This is a genomic window from Streptomyces monomycini (genome assembly GCF_022271435.1).
Classification (GTDB): domain Bacteria; phylum Actinomycetota; class Actinomycetes; order Streptomycetales; family Streptomycetaceae; genus Streptomyces; species Streptomyces monomycini.
This window is the reverse complement of the sequence record NZ_JAFIQY010000002.1, coordinates 131,442-149,374: the sequence shown is the minus strand read 5'-3', so window position 1 is coordinate 149,374 and position 17,933 is coordinate 131,442. Positions and strand designations below refer to the sequence as shown.

The window sequence follows — 17,933 nt, the reverse complement described above, 5'->3', positions numbered from 1 at the left end:
GCGGGACTCAGTGCAGCAGGCTGCCCTGGAGTTCGGCGCGCAGGTCGGGCGTCAGCACGGTGCCCGCGCGGTCGACCAGCAGGGCCATCTCGTAACCGACGAGGCCGATGTCGCACTCGGGGTGCGCCAGTACGGCCAGCGACGATCCGTCGGAGACGGACATGATGAAGAGGAAACCGCGCTCCATCTCCACCACGGTCTGGTTGACCACGCCGCCCTCGAAGATGCGGGACGCACCGGAGGTCAGCGAGGTCAGCCCCGAGGCCACCGCCGCCAACTGATCGGCGCGGTCGCGGGGAAAGCCGTCGGACATGGCGAGGAGCAGTCCGTCCGCGGAGACCACCACCGTGTGGGACACACCGGGGGTGTTGTCCACGAAGTTGGTGATCAACCAGTTCAGATTCTGCGCCGCCTGGCTCATCGGACTCAACTAACGCTCCTGCTGGTGAGTGGGGTCGACAATGCCGTGGTTGCCGGTGGAGGCGTTCTCCTCGGCCCGGTAACGGCCTTGCTGGATACCCCGACGAAGATTGGTCAGACGGCCGCGCACGTCGTCGGGCGCACGCGAGACCTGCGGACCGGTCTGGTGGGACTGCTGCTGCGCGGTGCCGGCGACCAGGTTGGCGCGCGGCACCCGGCGGGGCAGCCCGGAGGTGGTGACGCCGCCCGCGGCGGGCTGGCGGATCTGCTCCGCCTGCCGCCAGCGCTCGTCGTTGGGCGAGGCACGCCACTGGCCCTGCTCACCCTGGGCGCGGCCGTCGGCGGCAGCACCGTCGAAGAGCGAGCCGGACGTACCGGCGGACGCGCCGCCGGCGGCGGCACCGGGCTCGCGGCGCGGCAGCGGCGGTGCCTCGGAGTGCTCGGCCGACGGGGCCGAGGGCTCGTCGGCGGCCTGCTGCGGCACGCCGGCCGCGGCGGACGCCGGGTGGCTGAACCAGTTGGACTCGATGGTGTCGAAGATCGGCGTACGGCCGTCACCGGGACCGGCGGGCGAACCGCCGCCGAGCAGGTCACCGGAGCCGCCGTCCTGGCGCTGCCGCTCCTGCGGCGGCACCGCGAACTCGCCGGTGCCCTGCTGCGATCCGTCCCGCAGGCCGTCGGGGAGGGCGAACTCGCCGGTGGTACCGGCACCCTGCTGCGGCGCGCCGCCGAAGGCGTTGCCGCCCTCGAAGGCACCACCGCCCGCGAAGGCGCTGCCCGCGGCCGCGTCCTGACCGTTGGCCCCGTACGCGGTGTCGCCGTACTCGCCGAAACCGCCGCGCCCGTCGTCCGGGCGGGCGAACTGCCCGGTGTCGCCGGGGCCCTGCGGCGACTCGCCGCGCAGGTCGGCGGGCAGCTCGTACTGACCGGTCGCCTGGTCGTCGCGCTGCGGCGCGCCGGAACCGAAGGCGTCCGGGCGGACGGCCTCGCCGGTGTCGGGACGGGCGAACTCGCCGGTGTCGCCGGGACCGCGGCCGGTCCGGCCGCCGTCCGCGCCGGGCGGCGGGGCGTCGAAGTCGGGACGGGCGAACTCCGCCGTGTCACCGGGGCCGCCGGCCGCCGGGCGGGCGAAGCCGCCGGTGGTCTCCGGCTCCTCGTGGCCGCGCGGCCGGTCCTGCTCCTGGCGGGGCGTCATCGGCCAGTCGTCCGAGGCGCCGCGCTCACGGCGGGCACCCCAGCTCGTGGTGTTCGGCTGCGACGGGCCGCCGGCGGCGTCCGCGCCGCCGGTCAGCTCACCGGCCGGGCCGCGCTGCGGCAGCTCCGCGCGCTCGTCACGCCGGGGCGCGCCCGTCGGGGGAGCGACCGTCGGCATCTGCGAAGTGTCACCGGCACCGGCGCCCGTGTTCGCACCGGCCGGCGTGCCACGGGTCGGCAGCGCCGGACGACCGTCGCTCAGCTGGCCGGTGTTCGGGGTGCTCCTGGAGGGCCCGGCGGGCGGGTTGCCCGTACGGCCGGCGGGCGCGCCGAACGCACCGGCACCCGGACCGCCCTGGCCACCCGGACCGCCGCGGCCCGGCAGCGCCGGACGCACGCCGCCCGCGCCGACCTGGCCGCGCGGCTGCAGACCGGCGAGGCGGTTGGCGGAGGCGTTCGGGGTGTGGGGCGCGGGGGCGCCTTCGACGGCACCGGCACCCGGCCCGCCCTTGCCGCCCGGCTGCGGCTTCTTGCCGCCCTGGGCGACGTCGACCGGCAGCATGACCAGCGCCGTCGTACCGCCCGAGTCGGACGGCCGCAGCTGGATGCGGATGCCGTGCCGCAGCGACAGGCGGCCGACCACGAACAGACCCATGCGGCGGGAGACCGAGACGTCCACCGTCGGCGGGCTGGCCAGCCGCTCGTTGATCGCGGACAGGTCCTCGGGGGACAGGCCGATACCGGTGTCGTGGATCTCGACCAGCACGCGGCCGTCGGGCAGCGCGTGACCGGTGACCTTGACCTTGGTCTGCGGGGAGGAGAACGAGGTGGCGTTCTCCAGCAGCTCGGCGAGCAGGTGCACGAGGTCGTTGACGACCCGGCCGGCGACCTCGGTCTGCGGTACGGCGCTCAGTTCGATGCGCTCGTACTGCTCCACCTCGGACGCGGCGGCGCGCAGCACGTCGACCAGCGGGACCGGGCGCGTCCAGCGGCGGCCCGGCTCCTCGCCCGCGAGGACGAGGAGGTTCTCACCGTTACGGCGCATACGGGTCGCGAGGTGGTCCAGCTTGAACAGCGAGGAGAGCTGGTCCGGGTCGGCCTCGCGGGACTCCAGTTCGGAGATGAGCGAGAGCTGGCGCTGGATGAGGCCCTGGCTGCGGCGCGAGAGGTTGGTGAACATCGCGTTGACGTTGCCCCGCAGCAGCGCCTGCTCGGACGCCAGGCGGACGGCTTCGCGGTGCACGTCGTCGAAGGCCGCGGCCACTTTGCCGATCTCGTCCCGGCTGTGCACGCCGACGGACTCCACGGAGGTGTCCACGTCCTGCGGGTCCGCCTCGGACAGCTGCTTGACCAGCTCGGGCAGGCGCTCCTGGGAGACCTTCTGCGCGGTGTCCTGAAGACGGCGCAGCGAACGCACCATGGACCGGGACACGACGAACGCGCCGACCAGCGAGATGCCGAGGACCAGCAGGATCAGCGCACCGCTGAGGATGGCCTCCTGGGTCGCCTCGTTGCGCAGCTCGCGGGACTTCTGCTCCATCTGCGAGAGCAGCGAGCTCTCGATACGGCCCATCTCGTCGATCTTGACGGTGTCCGTGTCGTACCAGTCGAGGTACTTGTAGTCCTCGCTGTGGATACCGCCGTCGCTGGCGAAGGCCCGGTGCGCGAAGGCGACGGCCGCCTTGATGTCGTCGTTGTTGCCGTCCAGACCCTTGGTGAGGTCGGTGGCGCCGGTGTAGATCTGCGAGAAGCGGTCGCGGGCCGCCTTCTCGTTGTCCTCGGCGGTACGGCCGGCCAGCCGGTCGTTGGAGGACAGCTGCGGGCTGCCCTTGTGCGCGAGGCCGGCACTGACCAGCGCGCGCTGCATCGACGCGTATTCCTTGGCGGAGGAGAACGCCGCGAGCGCACGGGTGCTGCGGATCATCTCCGGGTTGCTGGTCGCCTGGGCCATGTCCTGGGACAGCGCGAGCAGCGAGGTGATCAGCTGGTTGTAGCTGCTGACCGTACGGGCGGCGTTGTCGCCGTCCTTGTACGCGTTGTTGCGGATCTCGTTGAGGGTGTTCAGCTGGCGCCCGATGTCCAGCAGGGTCGCCTGCACGCCGGCCATCGTCGGGTCGTCGCGCTGGACGTCTCCGGTGGCCTTGTTGAACGCCTGCTTGGCCCGGTCGGTCGCCTCACGCGGGGCGACGACGCTGGCGTCGTCCTTGACGTTGCCGGTGCCGGCGATCGGACCCGCCGACTTGTCCCGCTCCGTCTGGAGGGCGTCGGCCAGCTCGGTGGCCTGCCGCGTCATCTCGGTGAGCAGCTGCATCTTGTCGAGCTGGTCGATGTTCTCCAGCGACGTGTTGATGCGCATGCCGCCCAGCGTGGTCGCGGCGATGACGGGGAGCGCCAGCAGGGAGACCAGGCGGGTGCTGATGCGCCAGTTGCGCATGGCTATTCGCGCGCCGGGGCCGCTCGGCTCCTTGGCGCCCTTCGACGGTTTGGGCGAGCCGCCGTCGGCGGAGTCACCCCCGGCCGCCGGGCCGGGGCCCTGGCCATGCTGGGGCGAGGCGGCGCGGTCACTTCCGCCGCGCAGCTCCGGGTCCGCCGCAGCTTCCCCTTGGCCCTGGCGGGCCTGGGGAGACCCGTCCCTCTTGAAACGTCCCTGCACTAGCGTCGCAACCTCTGGACCAGGCGTCCCTCCGCGTGAACGGCGGGACGGTTGTCGAGTCGTAGGGGACCGCGGCCCCCGTGTGGCGGTCGTGAGTGACCGGCGAGCTGCCCTCTCTGGCCGAGAGAGCGGCACCACCGCGCGGCGCTTCGCTGCGCCCCCTGCGCGCCGTCCGGCTGAAACCTGCGGCGGTCCGTGGAATTCCAGCACAGTGCCGGATCTCCAACAAGGGCGGTGCCGTCCCCTGTGACAAGCGTGACGCAATGTACGGAACACGTCACAACACGTAGAGAGTGACGCTGTCGATAACGGACTAATGCCCGCGAGTCACCCGCGGGCACCTCCTGTCCCAGGTGCGGTGATCGGGAGCGGAACATGGGCTTCAATCCAGCAATGTCCGTTTCGCCCCTGGATGTTGATCATGAGAAATGCGGCATTTGTCACACACTTCGTGAGCAAACTCACAGGCGGCGTGTCGACTTTCCCGGAGTCGCTCGGGGAATAGCGCGCATAGCCTGACGCTTTACACAGTTGCCCGAAATGACAAGGCCGCAATCCTCCGGACGCGGGGCAGCGGCCTTGCTCCCCGACCCCACGCGAGGCATGAAGCAGTGAAGACCACGATGATGTTCCGCAACATAGCCAACCCGCGGCGCACCACCCTCGCCCACCTCAAGGACGCCGACGACCTCCAGAGCGCCGCGGCCGAGGCCCCGGAGCACGCCGTCGAGCTGCCCACCCAGACCGCCAACCCCCGCCGCACCGTCCTCATGGACGCCCCCGCGCCGCAGACCGTGCCCGCGCAGGCCGCCGCCGCGCAGACCGTGTCCGCGCAGACCGTGTCCGCGCAGGACACGGCCGTCTGACCCCGGGGCAAGCGGGCCCGCCGCGCCCCCCGCGATAGCCTGGAGTGTCAACTCCGGCCAGTGATCTATGAGGGGCAGCGGCAACCCGTGCGCATCGCCAGATTCTCCATCGACGGCAACGTCGGCTTCGGCGTCCTCGACGGCGACGACATCGACGTCATCAAGGGACACCCCTTCGCGGAATTCGAGCGCTCGGGTCACAAGGTCCCCCTCGACAAGGTCCGCCTGCTGCCCCCGGTCCTGCCCAACAAGGTCGTCGCGGTCGGCCGCAACTACGCCGAACACGCGCGCGAGCTGGGCAACGAGGTCCCGGACGTGCCGGTCACCTTCTTCAAGCCCTCCACCTCGGTGGTCGGCCCCGGCGACCCCGTCGTGTACCCCTCCTTCTCCCAGGAGGTGCACCACGAGGCGGAGCTCGCCGTCGTCATCGGCCGCATGTGCCGCGAGGTCCCCCGCGAGCGCGCCAAGGACGTGATCCTCGGCTACACCTGCGCCAACGACATCACCGCCCGCGACGTGCAGAAGCGCGAGGCGCAGTGGGCACGGGCCAAGGGCTTCGACACCTCCTGCCCGCTCGGCCCCTGGGTCGAGACCGAGCTGGACCCCAGCGACCTGACCATCATGTGCACCGTCAACGGCGAGCAGCGCCAGCTCGGCCGCACCAGCGAGATGGTCCGCTCCGTCGAGGACCTGATCGTGCACATCACCGAGGCGATGACGCTGCTCCCCGGCGACGTCGTCCTCACGGGCACCCCGGCCGGGGTCGGCCCCCTCCAGGACGGCGACGAGGTCGCCGTCCACATCGAAGGCATCGGCACTCTCACCAACAAGGTGATCAAGCGTGGCTAACGCGACCCCCGTCCGCGTCCGTTTCTGTCCCTCCCCGACCGGCAACCCCCACGTGGGCCTGGTCCGCACCGCCCTGTTCAACTGGGCCTACGCCCGGCACACCCAGGGCACCATGGTCTTCCGCATCGAGGACACCGACGCGGCCCGCGACTCCGAGGAGTCCTACAACCAGCTGCTCGACTCGATGCGCTGGCTGGGCCTGGACTGGGACGAGGGCCCCGAGATCGGCGGCCCCCACGCGCCGTACCGGCAGTCGCAGCGCATGGACCTCTACAAGGAGATCGCGCAGAAGCTGCTGGACGCCGGCCACGCGTACAAGTGCTACTGCTCCACCGAGGAGCTGGACGCCCGCCGCGAGGCTGCCCGCGCCGCCGGCAAGCCCTCCGGGTACGACGGCAAGTGCCGCGCCCTGACGGCCGACGAGATCACCGGGTACGAGGCCGAGGGCCGCGAGCCGATCGTCCGCTTCCGGATGCCGGACGAGCCGATCACCTTCACGGACCTGGTCCGCGGCGAGCTGACCTTCACCCCGGAGAACGTCCCCGACTACGGCATCCTCCGCGCCAACGGCGCGCCGCTGTACACCCTGGTGAACCCGGTCGACGACGCCCTGATGGAGATCACCCACGTCCTGCGCGGCGAGGACCTGCTCTCCTCCACCCCCCGCCAGGTGGCCCTCTACAAGGCCCTGATCGAGCTGGGCGTCGCCAAGTACGTCCCCCACTTCGGCCACCTCCCCTACGTCATGGGCGAGGGCAACAAGAAGCTCTCCAAGCGCGACCCGCAGGCGTCCCTGAACCTGTACCGCGAGCGCGGCTTCCTCCCGGAAGGCCTCCTGAACTACCTCTCCCTCCTCGGCTGGTCCTTCTCCGCCGACCAGGACGTCTTCAGCATCGACGAGATGGTCGCGGCCTTCGACATCGCCGACGTCAACGCCAACCCGGCCCGCTTCGACCTGAAGAAGGCCGAGGCGATCAACGCCGACCACATCCGCCGTCTCGCCCCCGAGGCGTTCGCCGAAGCCTGCCGCCCCTGGCTCCAGGCCCCCCACGCCAACTGGGACCCGGCCGACTTCGACGAGACCGCCTGGCAGGCCATCGCCCCGCACGCGCAGACCCGCCTCACGGTCCTCTCCGACATCACCGCCAACGTCGACTTCCTCTTCCGCAAGGAGCCGGTCGAGGACGAGGCGTCCTGGACCAAGGCGATGAAGGGCGACCCGGTGGCTCTGCTCACCACGGCTCGCGAGAAGCTGACCGGCGCCGACTGGTCCAGCCCCGACTCCCTCAAGGAGGCCGTCCTGGCCGCCGGCGAGGCCCACGGCCTCAAGCTCGGCAAGGCCCAGGCCCCGGTCCGCGTGGCCGTGACGGGCCGCACGGTCGGCCTCCCGCTCTTCGAGTCCCTGGAAATCCTGGGCAAGGAGCGCACGCTGGCGCGCATCGACGCGGCACTGGCGAAGCTGGGCGCGTAACCGCGCGGCTTCACGTCGTACGCCGAAGGGGCGGCCACCGGGTATCGGTGGCCGCCCCTTCGGCGTGGCGTGTGTGGTGGGGCCGGGTCACGCGGCCACGAGGTCGATGACGTTGATCACGACGTGCGTGTTGGACACCACGTACTGGATGAAGCCGCCCTCGAAGGTGGCCGACCAACTGTTGTCCCGATGGCTCTTGGCGGGCGCGCCGAACGGGTTCAGGCTGAGCCGTTTCTCCAGCTCCTCCAGGGAGGCCCGCTGCGCGGCGCCCAGGGCTGCCTTGCACCGTGCGGCGCGGTCCGCGTACCTGATGACGTAAGCGGTCATGGACACCTGCCGACGTCGATCGGATTGTTCTCGGCGTCGTACGCGTTGCCCTCGGCGTCCCGGAAGACCATGCCTTCCGTGTCCCCCTCCGCCAGGCGCTTGGCCATCTGCTCCACCTGATCCAGGTAGCCGGGCGTCGCGCACGCACAGGCGAAGGGGAACCACTTGTCGACCACCCGGTCCAGCTCCGCCCGGTCGAACTCCGCCGCCGCGCTGAGCCAGTCCTGCTCGAAGTACTGGAGCCAGTCCGGGCGCCGCTGCAACGCCGTACGGATCGCGTCCGGAGTCCGCTCGCAGGCGTCCCGATCCACTTCGATCTCTCTGTCCATGGCCGGCGACCTCCGGTACGTATAGGCAGGGCGGGACTCACGGTAGGCGGCGCCGGGGCGCGCATCCAGGAAATCAGGGCTTCCGTGCCCCGACGGACGGATGGTGTCCGGCGATGGTCGGATCGGTCCGTTCGGCCGGGCCCTCATGCCCCCGGCCAGACGACGCTCCCGAGACTCCCCGGCCGCATCGACACGAACCGTGCCGCCCGCTCCGGCGCCGCCACCGACATCCGGAAACCGGAGCCCACGGCGGCGACATCCGCCCGCCCGTCCTCATAGGCGAGCCCCCAGGCGGCGACGCGGGCGTCCCGCATGCCGCAGATGCCGAACTCCTCGACTACGGCGAAGAGGCGGGGCGCGGTGGCGTCGACCAGGTCCTGGACCTCTTGGCCGAAGCCGTCAGGTGGGTCGGGGAGGGACGGGGGTGGGGATACGGTGGTCATGTGAAGTCTCCTGTCATCGCTAGGAGTTGATGACTCAACGTTAGCCACTTCGTGATAGCTCTATCTCGAAGAAGCTGATAGTCATTGGGATTTCACTGGTGTGGGGTACGTCTTGCACACGCGTGCACCGAGAGGGGGTCCCTTGGCGACAGCTATGCCGCCGACATTGCGGCAGCGCCGCCTGGGCGCCGAACTGCGCAAACTGCGGGAGCAGGCCGGGCTGACATCTACGGAGGCCGCGGCTAGGGTCGGCATCCAGCAGGCCCGCATGAGCATGATCGAGGCCGGGCGGTACGGGGTGAGTGCGGACCGGGTATGGGCCATAGCTCGCAGCTACGCGTGTGATGACGTCGCGCTCGTCGAAGCCTTGGGAAGTATGACGGGGCGCAGGGGGCGCGGTTGGTGGGACGAGTACCGGGAGCTACTGCCCGCTTCATTGGTCGAGGTCGCGGAGATGGAACACGAGGCCAGGGCGGTGAGGGTCGCCGTTGTGGTGGCCATGCCCGGCCTCTTGCAAACGGCAGAGCACGCTCGCGTGTCGTACGGCCATTACGTGCCCACCCTCCGCCCGTACGAGATCGAGCACCACGTCGCTTTCCGCGTCAGACGCCAAGGCGTTCTGGGCGGGAAGTCACCCACGCCCTACACGGCGATCATCCACGAGGCCGCGCTACGCATGGGGATCGGCGGCGCGGAGGTGGTGCGGGCCCAACTGCATCACCTGATCGAGATGGGGGAGCAGGACAACGTGACCGTCCTGACGATTCCCTTCGAGCGCGCTGACTTTCCCGCGGCCGGTCAACCGATCACCTACGCATGCGGGCCGATGCCGCAGCTCGACACGGTTCTGCTGGACTCCGATCACGGTTGCGAGTTCCTCTATGCGCAGGCACAGCTTGCTCGGTACCGGACAGTGCTGGACCGTATGGAGCGCTGCGCCCTCAGCCCTGCCGAAAGCCGCGCGTTCATCCACAAGATCGCCAAGAGTCTGTGAGTGGCCTGACGATGTGCACCTATCAGTGGCAGAAGTCTTCCTACAGCAACGCTGGGGCCAATTGCCTCTACGTCGCGACTGCCCCCGACGGCAGCCTCCGGATGCGGGAGAGCGACGAGCCGGAGGTGGTTCTGTCGATCGCCCGCGAAGGGCTGGCTGCGTTCGTGACGGTCATCAAAGAGAGCGGTGTGGAACGAATCGCGAAGGGGTGAAGCCCAGCATGTCCCGTCTGACCTGGCAGAAGTCCTCGTACAGCAACGCGGCGGTGAATTGCGTGAACATCGCCGCCGCCCCCGACGGCACCGTGCGCCTCCGGGAGAGCGATGATCCGGATGTGATCCTGGCGGCCACCCGTGGTGAGCTGGCCGCCTTGCTGGCGGTGCTCAAGGGGAGCGGTGCGGATGGCATGTCCTAGCCAGGGTTTGTCGCTGACCCGATCGAGACCGGTCCACTCCTGGCATCTGCCTCGGCTGATGTGAGGTGCGGCCCGGTCTCGATCGGGTCAGCGTGTGGATCGCCGCTTGGCCACGTATCGGGCGACTCGGGTGGCGCCCATGAGTACTGGTGCCGCGATGATCCCTCCGGCCAGGCCCCACAGGACGCTGGCTACAAAGGACTGGTCGCCCAGGCTGAGGCCGAGGATCACTCCCAGTCCGCACAACACCGCGAGCGAGACGGTCCGCTCAGCGCTGGGGTGCCGACTCTCCGTGCCGTCTGTCATGTCGGTGCTCCTCACAGGCCATGTCGTCCGGGATCGAGGGAAGAAGGCAACGGCTGTCAGCTGAAAAGGCCGCTGATCGCCCCGGCGACGCCACCGGCCACACCTGATGCGACAGCTCCGGGGAGGCACCCGACTCCCCCGGCGAGGGCGCCGGCCGCACATCCGCCGACCAGGCCGGCGGCCGTTCCCTTGGCCGCATCGTTCAGCCACTTGGGGTCGGCGACGACGGGGAATGCCGTGGAGTCCGCGATCCGTACCGACTGGACGAGGGTGTTGCCGTCGACGCGGTAGCTGGTGGGTACGGGCTTGCCGTTGGCGTCCTTGGCCCAGGGGGTGGTGAAACCGCCGAGGAAGGTGCCGTTCTTGGCGATGGCGGCGACCGCGCCGTTGTCGAGCATGACCAGGCGGGCGCCGGCGGGAAGGCCGACGTCGTAGCGCTGTTCGCGCGGGGCGGTGACGTCCTTGAGGACGGCCAGGGCGCGAATGCCGCCGTCGGTGGTGGGCTGGACGGCGAGGTCGGTGGCCTCGGCTGCGCCGGGGTAGACGGTGGTGTTCTTGCCGGCCTTGGCGCCGGTGACGTTCTTGGTGCCGGGAAGGGCGATGGATACGGCGTCACCCGTCGCGGTGCCGGCCTTGGCGTCCCCGGTGGAACGCTGGGGGATCGTGGTGCCAGGGGCTGGGGTCAGAGCGATGTCGGTGGTGCCGGTGGCCTTCTCGACCAAGGCCGCGGTCTGCTCGGCCGGGGAAGGGATGTCACCGGCGAAGGCGGCGGGGGCGACCCCGAGTGTGAGTGCGGTCGCGCTGATGGTGACGAGGATGGTGCTGGCTATGCGCTGGCGGTGGTTCATGAAGACCCTTCGTAGGCAGATTCACAAGGCTCTGGCGCCACTGTGGTTGGCATATGCCAGGAGTAGTGACCGTGAGCCTGGCATATGCGGTTCGGCCAGCAAAGGTTGAACAGGTGATTACCCCGGAAGTCGGGGCTTTGGTCCTAGAGCTTGTGAGCCGTACGGCTGGGCCGGCTGTCGATGAGGCCCAAGTGATGGGCATGGCAGCCGGGACTTTGGTCCCGGGCTCGCGAACAGGACTGACCGGGCCCGCTGAGTGGAGAGGTGAGGTTCAGTGCGTCCCGCCTGGTCTGGCGGGAGTCCTCGTACGGCAACGAGGGTGTGAACTGTCCGGCGTTGCCGGTTCCTCGCCACGGTCAAGGGACGCGGGGTGTCGCCCTCCCCTACGTAACCGCTAAGCGCGCAGGGCCCCGGCGGGCCGAACCCCGCCCGCCGGGCCTCACGTCACCTTCGGACCTTCGGCGCGCGAGCGCGCCTCAGCACACCTCGACGCGCTTGTACTTGCCCCACTCGCTGTGGTGGCGGTAGCTGGCGCCGTTCGCGAGGGTGTGGCAGTCGAACGGGCCGAACGAGCCGACCACGCGGACGCGCATTTTCTTGCCGCAGGTGTTCTGGACGCGCGCCTCCCAGTAGCGGCCCACCACGGTGTAGACGTTGCGCTTCACGCACGCGGGCGCCGTACCGTTCGCGGACGCCGGTGCGGCGGTCACCAGGCTGCCGAGTCCCAGGCCGGCCACGGCCAGGCCCACCACGGCGGCGCGCTTCATGTCGATCACTGTGTCGATCACTCCCCGTTGGATTCCTGCCGGGCGCGAAGGGCGCCCTGGCAGGGCGACAGCATGCCATGGCCTTGACGTGAGCAGGGCGAAAACTCGGGTGCTCGCGCGGCCCGTCCGGGTACCGTCGGTTTCATGACCATCGAGGCCGTCCTCTGGGACGTGGACGACACCCTCTTCGACTACACGGGGTCGGACCGCGTGGGAGCCCTGCGGCACATCGAGGCGGAGGGGCTGCTCGGGCGGTACGCGGACGCCGAGTGCGCGCTCGGGCGGTGGCGGGAGTGCATGGAGGTCGCCTTCGGGCGGTTTCTGGCCGGGGAGGTGGGGTTCCTGGAGCATCGTAGGGAGCGGGCGCGGGCCTTCCTCGGGACGGTGCTGAGTGATGACGAGGCGGACGCCTGGTTCGGGCGGTACGTCGCGCTGTACGAGGCGGCCTGGGCGCTCTTTCCGGATTCCGTGCAGGCGCTGACGGACGTGGCGCCGCTGGCCCGGCAGGGGGTGCTGTCGAATTCGTCCGTCGCCAACCAGGACCGCAAGCTGCGGGCGCTCGGCATACGCGAGCACTTCGAGGTGGTGCTGTGCGCCGACGAGCTGGGGCACGCGAAGCCGGCGGCGGGGGCGTTCCTGGCGGCCTGTGACGCGCTGGGGCTGGCGCCGGAGCGGGTGGTCTACGTGGGGGACAAGCTGGACGTGGACGCGATCGGCGCGCGCGACGCCGGGCTGGGCGCGATCTGGGTGGACCGGGCCGGTACGGAGGGTGCGGTGCCGGACGGGGTGACACGGATCGGCGGGCTCGCCGAGCTGCCCGGGCTGGTGCGCGGCCTTATCGGTTTTGGAGCGTCGTCCACCTTCGGGTAATGTTCTTTCTGCGCCGCCCGGGCAGGGCCGAAAGGCCGGGCCGGGAAGCGCAAGCCGAACAAAACCCCTGGCGGGGGTTGCGTTCCGGTGGGCTATGGTGTAATTGGCAGCACGACTGATTCTGGTTCAGTTAGTCTAGGTTCGAGTCCTGGTAGCCCAGCAAGAGACCTCCCGAGGTCTCTTGATCATGCAGTATCAGGCCCCCGTTGTGTAGCGGCCTAGCACGCCGCCCTCTCAAGGCGGTAGCGCCGGTTCGAATCCGGTCGGGGGTACTGGTCTATACCACCATGGGCTATGGTGTAATTGGCAGCACGAGTGATTCTGGTTCATTTAGTCTAGGTTCGAGTCCTGGTAGCCCAGCGCGAAATCGCAGGTCAGCCTGTGGTTCTGCAAGTGCAAGCCCCCGTTGTGTAGCGGCCTAGCACGCCGCCCTCTCAAGGCGGTAGCGCCGGTTCGAATCCGGTCGGGGGTACGCGACGAAGAGGCCCTTCCCCAGTCGGGGAAGGGCCTCTTCGCATGGGAGGGCCCCACGCGCCACGGGGCCCGGCGTCACGAGGAGTCGCCTCTGAACCGGCGGTGTGATTCCTCCGCCTCCGCCAGCCGCCGCAGGCTCAGCAGGACCGGTTCGAGCAGTACGGTCAGCGCCACCGCGGCCTCCACCTGCTCGGCCGGCGTCTCGTACTCCTCCACCAAATCCAGGTCGGCGACGGCCAGTTGGCCCGCGATCCGGGCGTACGGCAGCACGTTCTCGACGGTGTGCGGATAGCCGAGCCGGGCGAGCGCGGCCAGCGCGTTCACCAGCATCCCGTAGGCGGGGGAGACCGGCCCCACCTCCAGCCCGTACTGCCAGCCCAGGCGGCGCATCAGCTCGTCGGCCGTCCGGCGGGCGGCGGTGGTCTCCGGGGCTTCCTGTGCCGGGCCGGGAGGGTGGGGGAGGGCCCACACGGCCGCGCCGAGACGCATGTGGTGGTCCAGCGAGTCGTCCTCGACGGCGGCCAGCACCTCGCGCGCGGTGGCCACCGGCATCTTCCCGACCTGGACCAGCGCCCGCACCAGGCGCAGCCGGCGCAGGTGGGCGTCGCCGTACTCGGCCGTGGTGGCGGTGATCCGCTCGCCGGGCGGAAGCAGCCGCTCCCGGAGGTAGTACTTGATCGTGGCGGTGGGTACCCCGCTGCGCTCACTCAGTTCCGCCAGTCGCATCCGCTTGCGCCTTCCCTTGGAGAGTGTCACTATCCAAGCATGGATAGTGCCGCTATCCAAAGAATGGAGAGCAGGGGGATCGTCATGGGTGACAAGGTCGTGCCGGGGCGCATGGTGGCGGACGCCGACGGGGAGGTGGTCGTCTTCATGGTCGGTATGCGCATCAACAAGCTCCGGGCGGTGCGCAGTTGGCTGCCCGCGCTGCGTGCGATGCCGCGGATGATCAAGGAGTTGGTGCGCGAGCCGGGCGCCGGGATGCTCGGCTACCGGGTGCTGAACGGCGGGCCGCGCGTCTTCACCGTCGTCCAATACTGGGAGTCGCGCGAGAAGTTGTACGCCTACGCCTCCGACCCGGACATGCGGCACCGCCCCGCGTGGGCGGCGTTCAACCGCCGCGCGCGGAGCGGCGAAGGGGCGGTGGGGATCTGGCACGAGACCTATGTCGTGCCGGCGGGCGCGTACAGCACGATCTACAGTTCGATGCCGCCGGACGGGCTCGGTGCCGCGTACGGCGTCGCCGCGCCGGGCCGTCGTGGGGCGCTCAGCGCGCCCGTGAGCGCGGTGTAGTCACGCCGTGACGTGGCTGACCGGCCGGTGCGGGCGTCGGCGGCCGCACCGGCCGGTCGGTGTTCTTGCAGGTCAGCGGGGTAGGGGAGGGGGCCGGCGGGTCAGCCCGTACGCCGCAGTGCCTCGCTGAGCCGGGCCGCCGCGTCGATGACCGCCTGGGCGTGCATCCGGCCCGGGTGGCGGGTCAGCCGCTCGATCGGTCCGGAGACCGAGACGGCGGCGACCACGCGGTTCGACGGGCCGCGTACGGGGGCGGAGACCGAGGCCACACCCGGCTCCCGCTCGCCGATCGACTGCGCCCAGCCCCGGCGCCGTACGCCGGACAGCGCGGTGGCCGTGAAGCGGGCGCCCTGGAGGCCGCGGTGCAGGCGCTCCGGCTCCTCCCAGGCCATCAGGATCTGGGCGGCCGAGCCGGCCTTCATGGGGAGCGTGGAGCCGACCGGGACGGTGTCCCGCAGTCCGGACAGCCGTTCCGCCGCGGCCGCGCAGATCCGCATGTCGCCCTGGCGCCGGTAGAGCTGCGCGCTCTCGCCCGTCACGTCGCGCAGGTGCGTGAGCACCGGTCCGGCCGTGGCCAGCAGGCGGTCCTCGCCGGCCGCGGCGGCCAGTTCCGACAGCCGCGGGCCGAGGATGAACCGGCCCTGCATGTCCCTCGCCACCATCCGGTGGTGTTCCAGTGCCACGGCCAGCCGGTGTGCCGTGGGTCGTGCGAGCCCGGTCGCCGTGACCAGCCCGGCGAGGGTGGCCGGACCGGACTCCAGAGCGCTCAGTACCAGAGCTGCCTTGTCGAGAACGCCGACGCCGCTAGAGTTGTCCATGCAACGATACTCGCGTCTCACAGTGTGAAACGCAAGTTCAATTTTCCTGGGAAGCCGCCAATCTGTAGTCGCGGCCCCCGACCAGGGCCCGGCACGGCGTCCGGATTCGGGGGAGAGGCGCCGCGTACACAGTCGAGTTGGGCCGGCAATGCGGCCGGCCGGAGGGAAAGCGATGGCACGGACACTCGCGGAGAAGGTCTGGGACGACCACGTCGTCCGGCGCGCCGAAGGCGAGCCCGACCTCCTCTTCATCGACCTGCACCTGCTCCACGAGGTGACCAGCCCGCAGGCGTTCGACGGCCTGCGCAAGGCCGGACGGCCGGTGCGGCGCACCGACCTCACCATCGCCACCGAGGACCACAACACCCCCACCCTCGACATCGACAAGCCCATCGCCGACCCGGTCTCGCGCACCCAGCTGGAGACGCTGCGCAAGAACTGCGCGGAGTTCGGCGTCCGGCTGCACCCGCTCGGCGACGTCGAACAGGGAGTCGTCCACGTAGTGGGACCGCAGTTGGGACTGACCCAGCCGGGCACCACCGTGGTCTGCGGCGACAGCCACACCTCGACCCACGGCGCCTTCGGCGCGCTGGCCTTCGGCATCGGCACCAGCCAGGTCGAGCACGTGCTGGCCACCCAGACGCTGCCGATGGCGCCCTTCAAGACCATGGCCGTCACCGTCGAGGGCGAGCTGCCCGACGGCGTCACCGCCAAGGACCTGATCCTCGCCGTCATCGCCCGGATCGGCACCGGCGGCGGCCAGGGGTACGTCATCGAGTACCGCGGCGAGGCCATCGAGAAGCTCTCGATGGAGGCCCGGATGACCATCTGCAACATGTCCATCGAGGCGGGTGCCCGGGCCGGCATGATCGCCCCCGACGAGACCACCTTCGCCTACCTCCAGGGCCGCGACCACGCGCCCCAGGGAGCCGACTGGGACGCCGCCGTGGCGTACTGGAAGACCCTGCGCACCGACGACGACGCGGTCTTCGACCACGAGGTCGTCGTGGACGCCTCCGAGCTGGCCCCGTTCGTCACCTGGGGCACCAACCCGGGCCAGGGCGCACCCCTTTCGGCGGCCGTCCCCGACCCCGCTTCGTACGAAGACGCATCGGAGCGCTTCGCCGCCGAAAAGGCCCTGGAATACATGGGGTTGACGGCCGGTCAGCCGCTGCGCGACATCCGTGTGGACACCGTCTTCGTAGGTTCCTGCACCAACGGGCGCATCGAGGATCTGCGCTCCGCCGCCGAGATCGTACGGGGCCGCCGGGTCGCCGACGGCGTACGGATGCTCGTCGTACCGGGCTCGGTGCGGGTCTCCCTCCAGGCGGTCTCGGAGGGCCTCGACAAGGTCTTCACCCAGGCCGGTGCCGAGTGGCGGCACGCCGGCTGCTCGATGTGCCTCGGGATGAACCCGGACCAGCTGGCGCCCGGCGAGCGTTCCGCCTCGACCTCCAACCGCAACTTCGAGGGGCGGCAGGGCAAGGGCGGCCGCACCCACCTGGTCTCGCCCCAGGTCGCCGCCGCAACGGCGGTTCTCGGCCATCTGGCATCGCCGGCCGACCTGTCCGACGCCGACGCCGACGTACGCACGCCCGCGGGAGTCTGAAACCACCATGGAAGCTTTCACCACGCACACCGGCCGGGCCGTCCCGCTGCGCCGCAGCAACGTCGACACCGACCAGATCATCCCGGCCCACTGGCTCAAGAAGGTCACCCGCGACGGCTTCGAGGACGGGCTCTTCGAGGCCTGGCGCAAGGATCCGGGCTTCGTGCTGAACCAGGAGGCGTACCGGGGAGCGACCGTCCTGGTGGCCGGACCCGACTTCGGCACCGGCTCCTCGCGTGAGCACGCGGTGTGGGCCCTGCAGAACTACGGCTTCAAAGCCGTCATCTCCTCGCGTTTCGCCGACATCTTCCGGGGCAACTCGCTGAAGAACGGACTGCTGACCGTGGTGCTGCCGCAGGAGACCGTCGAGGCGCTGCAGCAGCTCGCCGAGGCGGACCCCGCGGCCGAGGTCACCGTCGACCTCGTCGGCCGGCAGGTCCGGGCGCCGGGCATCACCGCAGGGTTCGAGCTGGACGAGAACGCGCGTTGGCGGCTGCTGGAGGGACTGGACGACATCAGCCTCACCCTTCGGGAGGAGGAGGCCATCGCCGGGTACGAGGCGAACAGGCCGTCGTTCAAGCCGCGTACGGTAGTAGTCTGACCTCGGGTTTTTTGGCTCAAAGCCTTATTGCGTACGATGCGCCCCTTGCTAGTTGGCAGGGGGCGCATCGGCGTGTGAAGGCTGCCGTTGAGGCCCCGTGAAGCGACAACTCGCCGCAGATGGCACAATTAGCGCATGGAACGCGACGACCAACTCGAGCTCTACGGTCTCGTCGCCGACCGACTCAAGGACGCACACACACGAGTGCGGACACTGCAAGTCCCGGAGGGCGTACGCATGGCGCTGACCCGGAAGCTGCTCGTCATCACGGCGGCGGCGAAACACGATCTGGCGGACGCGGCAAGGCGTCTGGAGTGGTTCATGAACGACCTCGACGAGGGTCGCTTTCCCGTAGACGTGCACGCCGATGGAACTCCGTGAAGGTC

The 17,933-nt window shown here is 70.3% G+C and carries 21 protein-coding genes and 4 tRNA genes; 15 read left to right on the top strand and 10 right to left on the bottom strand.

The window, feature by feature from the left end; all coding sequences use genetic code 11:
* Window positions 1-7: 7 nt before the first annotated feature.
* Window positions 8-421: a roadblock/LC7 domain-containing protein gene (locus JXZ78_RS03360; protein WP_030018344.1), complete on the bottom strand. Its 414-nt coding sequence runs from the start codon at window positions 419-421 to the stop codon at window positions 8-10.
* A gap of 9 nt (window positions 422-430) precedes the next feature.
* Complete coding sequence (locus tag JXZ78_RS03355) at window positions 431-4,267, bottom strand: sensor histidine kinase (RefSeq protein ID WP_238782643.1); 3,837 nt, start codon at window positions 4,265-4,267, stop codon at window positions 431-433.
* A 611-nt stretch (window positions 4,268-4,878) separates the two neighbouring features.
* Here JXZ78_RS03355 and JXZ78_RS03350 point away from each other — a divergent pair.
* The 3 genes from JXZ78_RS03350 to gltX all read left to right on the top strand — a co-directional run bounded on the left by JXZ78_RS03350 (window position 4,879) and on the right by gltX (window position 7,453).
* Window positions 4,879-5,133 (top strand): hypothetical protein, encoded by a 255-nt coding sequence (locus tag JXZ78_RS03350; protein WP_033037172.1) that lies wholly within the window; start codon window positions 4,879-4,881, stop codon window positions 5,131-5,133.
* 87 nt (window positions 5,134-5,220) lie between these two features.
* Window positions 5,221-5,982 carry a fumarylacetoacetate hydrolase family protein gene (locus tag JXZ78_RS03345; protein ID WP_030018347.1) on the top strand — a complete coding sequence of 254 codons (762 nt, stop codon included), beginning with the start codon at window positions 5,221-5,223 and terminating at the stop codon, window positions 5,980-5,982.
* Window positions 5,975-7,453 (top strand): glutamate--tRNA ligase, encoded by a 1,479-nt coding sequence (gene gltX / locus JXZ78_RS03340; RefSeq protein ID WP_030018348.1) that lies wholly within the window; start codon window positions 5,975-5,977, stop codon window positions 7,451-7,453. Before JXZ78_RS03345 ends, gltX begins: the two co-directional genes overlap by 8 nt.
* Window positions 7,454-7,540: 87 nt before the next feature.
* Here the strand turns inward: gltX and JXZ78_RS03335 are convergent, their stop codons facing one another.
* From JXZ78_RS03335 to JXZ78_RS03325, 3 genes are all read right to left on the bottom strand, one after another.
* Window positions 7,541-7,780, bottom strand: coding sequence for a hypothetical protein (locus tag JXZ78_RS03335; RefSeq protein ID WP_030018349.1), 240 nt, complete (start codon window positions 7,778-7,780; stop codon window positions 7,541-7,543).
* A complete protein-coding gene (locus JXZ78_RS03330) occupies window positions 7,777-8,109 on the bottom strand; it encodes a DUF6247 family protein (RefSeq protein WP_030018350.1) in 333 nt (110 codons plus the stop codon). The genes JXZ78_RS03335 and JXZ78_RS03330 overlap by 4 nt, the downstream gene beginning before the upstream one ends.
* A 143-nt stretch (window positions 8,110-8,252) precedes the next feature.
* Window positions 8,253-8,552, bottom strand: a complete 300-nt coding sequence (locus JXZ78_RS03325; protein WP_050502114.1) for a hypothetical protein — start codon at window positions 8,550-8,552, stop codon at window positions 8,253-8,255.
* A gap of 154 nt (window positions 8,553-8,706) precedes the next feature.
* Here JXZ78_RS03325 and JXZ78_RS03320 point away from each other — a divergent pair, with 154 nt between their 5' ends.
* The 3 genes from JXZ78_RS03320 to JXZ78_RS03310 are packed head-to-tail and all read left to right on the top strand — an operon-like array spanning window position 8,707 to window position 9,961.
* Window positions 8,707-9,546, top strand: coding sequence for a helix-turn-helix domain-containing protein (locus JXZ78_RS03320; protein ID WP_030018352.1), 840 nt, complete (start codon window positions 8,707-8,709; stop codon window positions 9,544-9,546).
* Window positions 9,543-9,758 (top strand): DUF397 domain-containing protein, encoded by a 216-nt coding sequence (locus JXZ78_RS03315; protein ID WP_308280969.1) that lies wholly within the window; start codon window positions 9,543-9,545, stop codon window positions 9,756-9,758. Before JXZ78_RS03320 ends, JXZ78_RS03315 begins: the two co-directional genes overlap by 4 nt.
* A gap of 8 nt (window positions 9,759-9,766) precedes the next feature.
* Window positions 9,767-9,961, top strand: a complete 195-nt coding sequence (locus JXZ78_RS03310; RefSeq protein WP_030018354.1) for a DUF397 domain-containing protein — start codon at window positions 9,767-9,769, stop codon at window positions 9,959-9,961.
* A gap of 87 nt (window positions 9,962-10,048) precedes the next feature.
* Here the strand turns inward: JXZ78_RS03310 and JXZ78_RS03305 are convergent, their stop codons facing one another.
* From JXZ78_RS03305 to JXZ78_RS03295, 3 genes are all read right to left on the bottom strand, one after another.
* Window positions 10,049-10,267, bottom strand: coding sequence for a hypothetical protein (locus JXZ78_RS03305; RefSeq protein WP_030018355.1), 219 nt, complete (start codon window positions 10,265-10,267; stop codon window positions 10,049-10,051).
* A 56-nt stretch (window positions 10,268-10,323) separates the two neighbouring features.
* A complete protein-coding gene (locus JXZ78_RS03300; RefSeq protein ID WP_050502115.1) occupies window positions 10,324-11,115 on the bottom strand; it encodes a hypothetical protein in 792 nt (263 codons plus the stop codon).
* Between the two features lie 476 nt (window positions 11,116-11,591).
* Window positions 11,592-11,903 carry an alpha-amylase inhibitor gene (locus tag JXZ78_RS03295; RefSeq protein ID WP_030018357.1) on the bottom strand — a complete coding sequence of 104 codons (312 nt, stop codon included), beginning with the start codon at window positions 11,901-11,903 and terminating at the stop codon, window positions 11,592-11,594.
* 123 nt (window positions 11,904-12,026) lie between these two features.
* Here JXZ78_RS03295 and JXZ78_RS03290 point away from each other — a divergent pair, with 123 nt between their 5' ends.
* The 5 genes from JXZ78_RS03290 to JXZ78_RS03270 all read left to right on the top strand — a co-directional run bounded on the left by JXZ78_RS03290 (window position 12,027) and on the right by JXZ78_RS03270 (window position 13,224).
* Complete coding sequence (locus JXZ78_RS03290) at window positions 12,027-12,752, top strand: HAD family hydrolase (protein ID WP_030018358.1); 726 nt, start codon at window positions 12,027-12,029, stop codon at window positions 12,750-12,752.
* An 88-nt stretch (window positions 12,753-12,840) separates the two neighbouring features.
* Window positions 12,841-12,912: transfer RNA gene (locus JXZ78_RS03285), tRNA-Gln, on the top strand.
* Window positions 12,913-12,951: 39 nt separating this feature from the next.
* Window positions 12,952-13,024, top strand: a tRNA-Glu gene (locus JXZ78_RS03280).
* A gap of 16 nt (window positions 13,025-13,040) precedes the next feature.
* Window positions 13,041-13,112: transfer RNA gene (locus JXZ78_RS03275), tRNA-Gln, on the top strand.
* 39 nt (window positions 13,113-13,151) lie between these two features.
* Window positions 13,152-13,224, top strand: a tRNA-Glu gene (locus tag JXZ78_RS03270).
* A 77-nt stretch (window positions 13,225-13,301) separates the two neighbouring features.
* On the opposite strand, the gene JXZ78_RS03265 is transcribed toward JXZ78_RS03270, so the two are convergent.
* On the bottom strand, window positions 13,302-13,952 hold the full coding sequence (locus JXZ78_RS03265) for a MerR family transcriptional regulator (RefSeq protein ID WP_030018359.1): 651 nt from the start codon (window positions 13,950-13,952) through the stop codon (window positions 13,302-13,304).
* A gap of 84 nt (window positions 13,953-14,036) precedes the next feature.
* Between JXZ78_RS03265 and JXZ78_RS03260 the strand changes: the two genes are divergently transcribed.
* Window positions 14,037-14,519 (top strand): DUF4188 domain-containing protein, encoded by a 483-nt coding sequence (locus JXZ78_RS03260; RefSeq protein WP_208870108.1) that lies wholly within the window; start codon window positions 14,037-14,039, stop codon window positions 14,517-14,519.
* A gap of 101 nt (window positions 14,520-14,620) precedes the next feature.
* On the opposite strand, the gene ndgR is transcribed toward JXZ78_RS03260, so the two are convergent.
* The gene (gene ndgR / locus JXZ78_RS03255) at window positions 14,621-15,337 is read right to left on the bottom strand and encodes an IclR family transcriptional regulator NdgR (RefSeq protein ID WP_030018361.1); all 717 of its coding nucleotides are present in this window, start codon (window positions 15,335-15,337) and stop codon (window positions 14,621-14,623) included.
* Between the two features lie 172 nt (window positions 15,338-15,509).
* On the opposite strand from ndgR, the gene leuC reads away from it, so the two are divergent.
* The 3 genes from leuC (at window position 15,510) to JXZ78_RS03240 (ending at window position 17,928) form a co-directional block, all read left to right on the top strand.
* Window positions 15,510-16,946, top strand: coding sequence for a 3-isopropylmalate dehydratase large subunit (leuC, locus tag JXZ78_RS03250; RefSeq protein WP_030018362.1), 1,437 nt, complete (start codon window positions 15,510-15,512; stop codon window positions 16,944-16,946).
* A gap of 7 nt (window positions 16,947-16,953) precedes the next feature.
* On the top strand, window positions 16,954-17,547 hold the full coding sequence (gene leuD, locus JXZ78_RS03245; RefSeq protein WP_030018363.1) for a 3-isopropylmalate dehydratase small subunit: 594 nt from the start codon (window positions 16,954-16,956) through the stop codon (window positions 17,545-17,547).
* Between the two features lie 135 nt (window positions 17,548-17,682).
* Window positions 17,683-17,928 carry an SCO5555 family protein gene (locus tag JXZ78_RS03240; RefSeq protein ID WP_030018364.1) on the top strand — a complete coding sequence of 82 codons (246 nt, stop codon included), beginning with the start codon at window positions 17,683-17,685 and terminating at the stop codon, window positions 17,926-17,928.
* The last annotated feature ends 5 nt before the right edge of the window (window positions 17,929-17,933 follow it).

Coding starts and splice junctions, on each gene's coding strand:
- JXZ78_RS03360 (WP_030018344.1), bottom strand. CDS start 421: ATGAGCCAGGCGGCGCAGAATCTGAACTGGTTGATCACCAACTTCGTG.
- JXZ78_RS03335 (WP_030018349.1), bottom strand. CDS start 7,780: ATGACCGCTTACGTCATCAGGTACGCGGACCGCGCCGCACGGTGCAAG.
- JXZ78_RS03330 (WP_030018350.1), bottom strand. CDS start 8,109: ATGGACAGAGAGATCGAAGTGGATCGGGACGCCTGCGAGCGGACTCCG.
- JXZ78_RS03325 (WP_050502114.1), bottom strand. CDS start 8,552: ATGACCACCGTATCCCCACCCCCGTCCCTCCCCGACCCACCTGACGGC.
- JXZ78_RS03320 (WP_030018352.1), top strand. CDS start 8,707: ATGCCGCCGACATTGCGGCAGCGCCGCCTGGGCGCCGAACTGCGCAAA.
- JXZ78_RS03310 (WP_030018354.1), top strand. CDS start 9,767: ATGTCCCGTCTGACCTGGCAGAAGTCCTCGTACAGCAACGCGGCGGTG.
- JXZ78_RS03305 (WP_030018355.1), bottom strand. CDS start 10,267: ATGACAGACGGCACGGAGAGTCGGCACCCCAGCGCTGAGCGGACCGTC.
- JXZ78_RS03300 (WP_050502115.1), bottom strand. CDS start 11,115: ATGAACCACCGCCAGCGCATAGCCAGCACCATCCTCGTCACCATCAGC.
- JXZ78_RS03290 (WP_030018358.1), top strand. CDS start 12,027: ATGACCATCGAGGCCGTCCTCTGGGACGTGGACGACACCCTCTTCGAC.
- JXZ78_RS03265 (WP_030018359.1), bottom strand. CDS start 13,952: ATGCGACTGGCGGAACTGAGTGAGCGCAGCGGGGTACCCACCGCCACG.
- JXZ78_RS03260 (WP_208870108.1), top strand. CDS start 14,037: ATGGGTGACAAGGTCGTGCCGGGGCGCATGGTGGCGGACGCCGACGGG.
- ndgR (WP_030018361.1), bottom strand. CDS start 15,337: ATGGACAACTCTAGCGGCGTCGGCGTTCTCGACAAGGCAGCTCTGGTA.
- leuC (WP_030018362.1), top strand. CDS start 15,510: ATGGCACGGACACTCGCGGAGAAGGTCTGGGACGACCACGTCGTCCGG.
- leuD (WP_030018363.1), top strand. CDS start 16,954: ATGGAAGCTTTCACCACGCACACCGGCCGGGCCGTCCCGCTGCGCCGC.
- JXZ78_RS03240 (WP_030018364.1), top strand. CDS start 17,683: ATGGAACGCGACGACCAACTCGAGCTCTACGGTCTCGTCGCCGACCGA.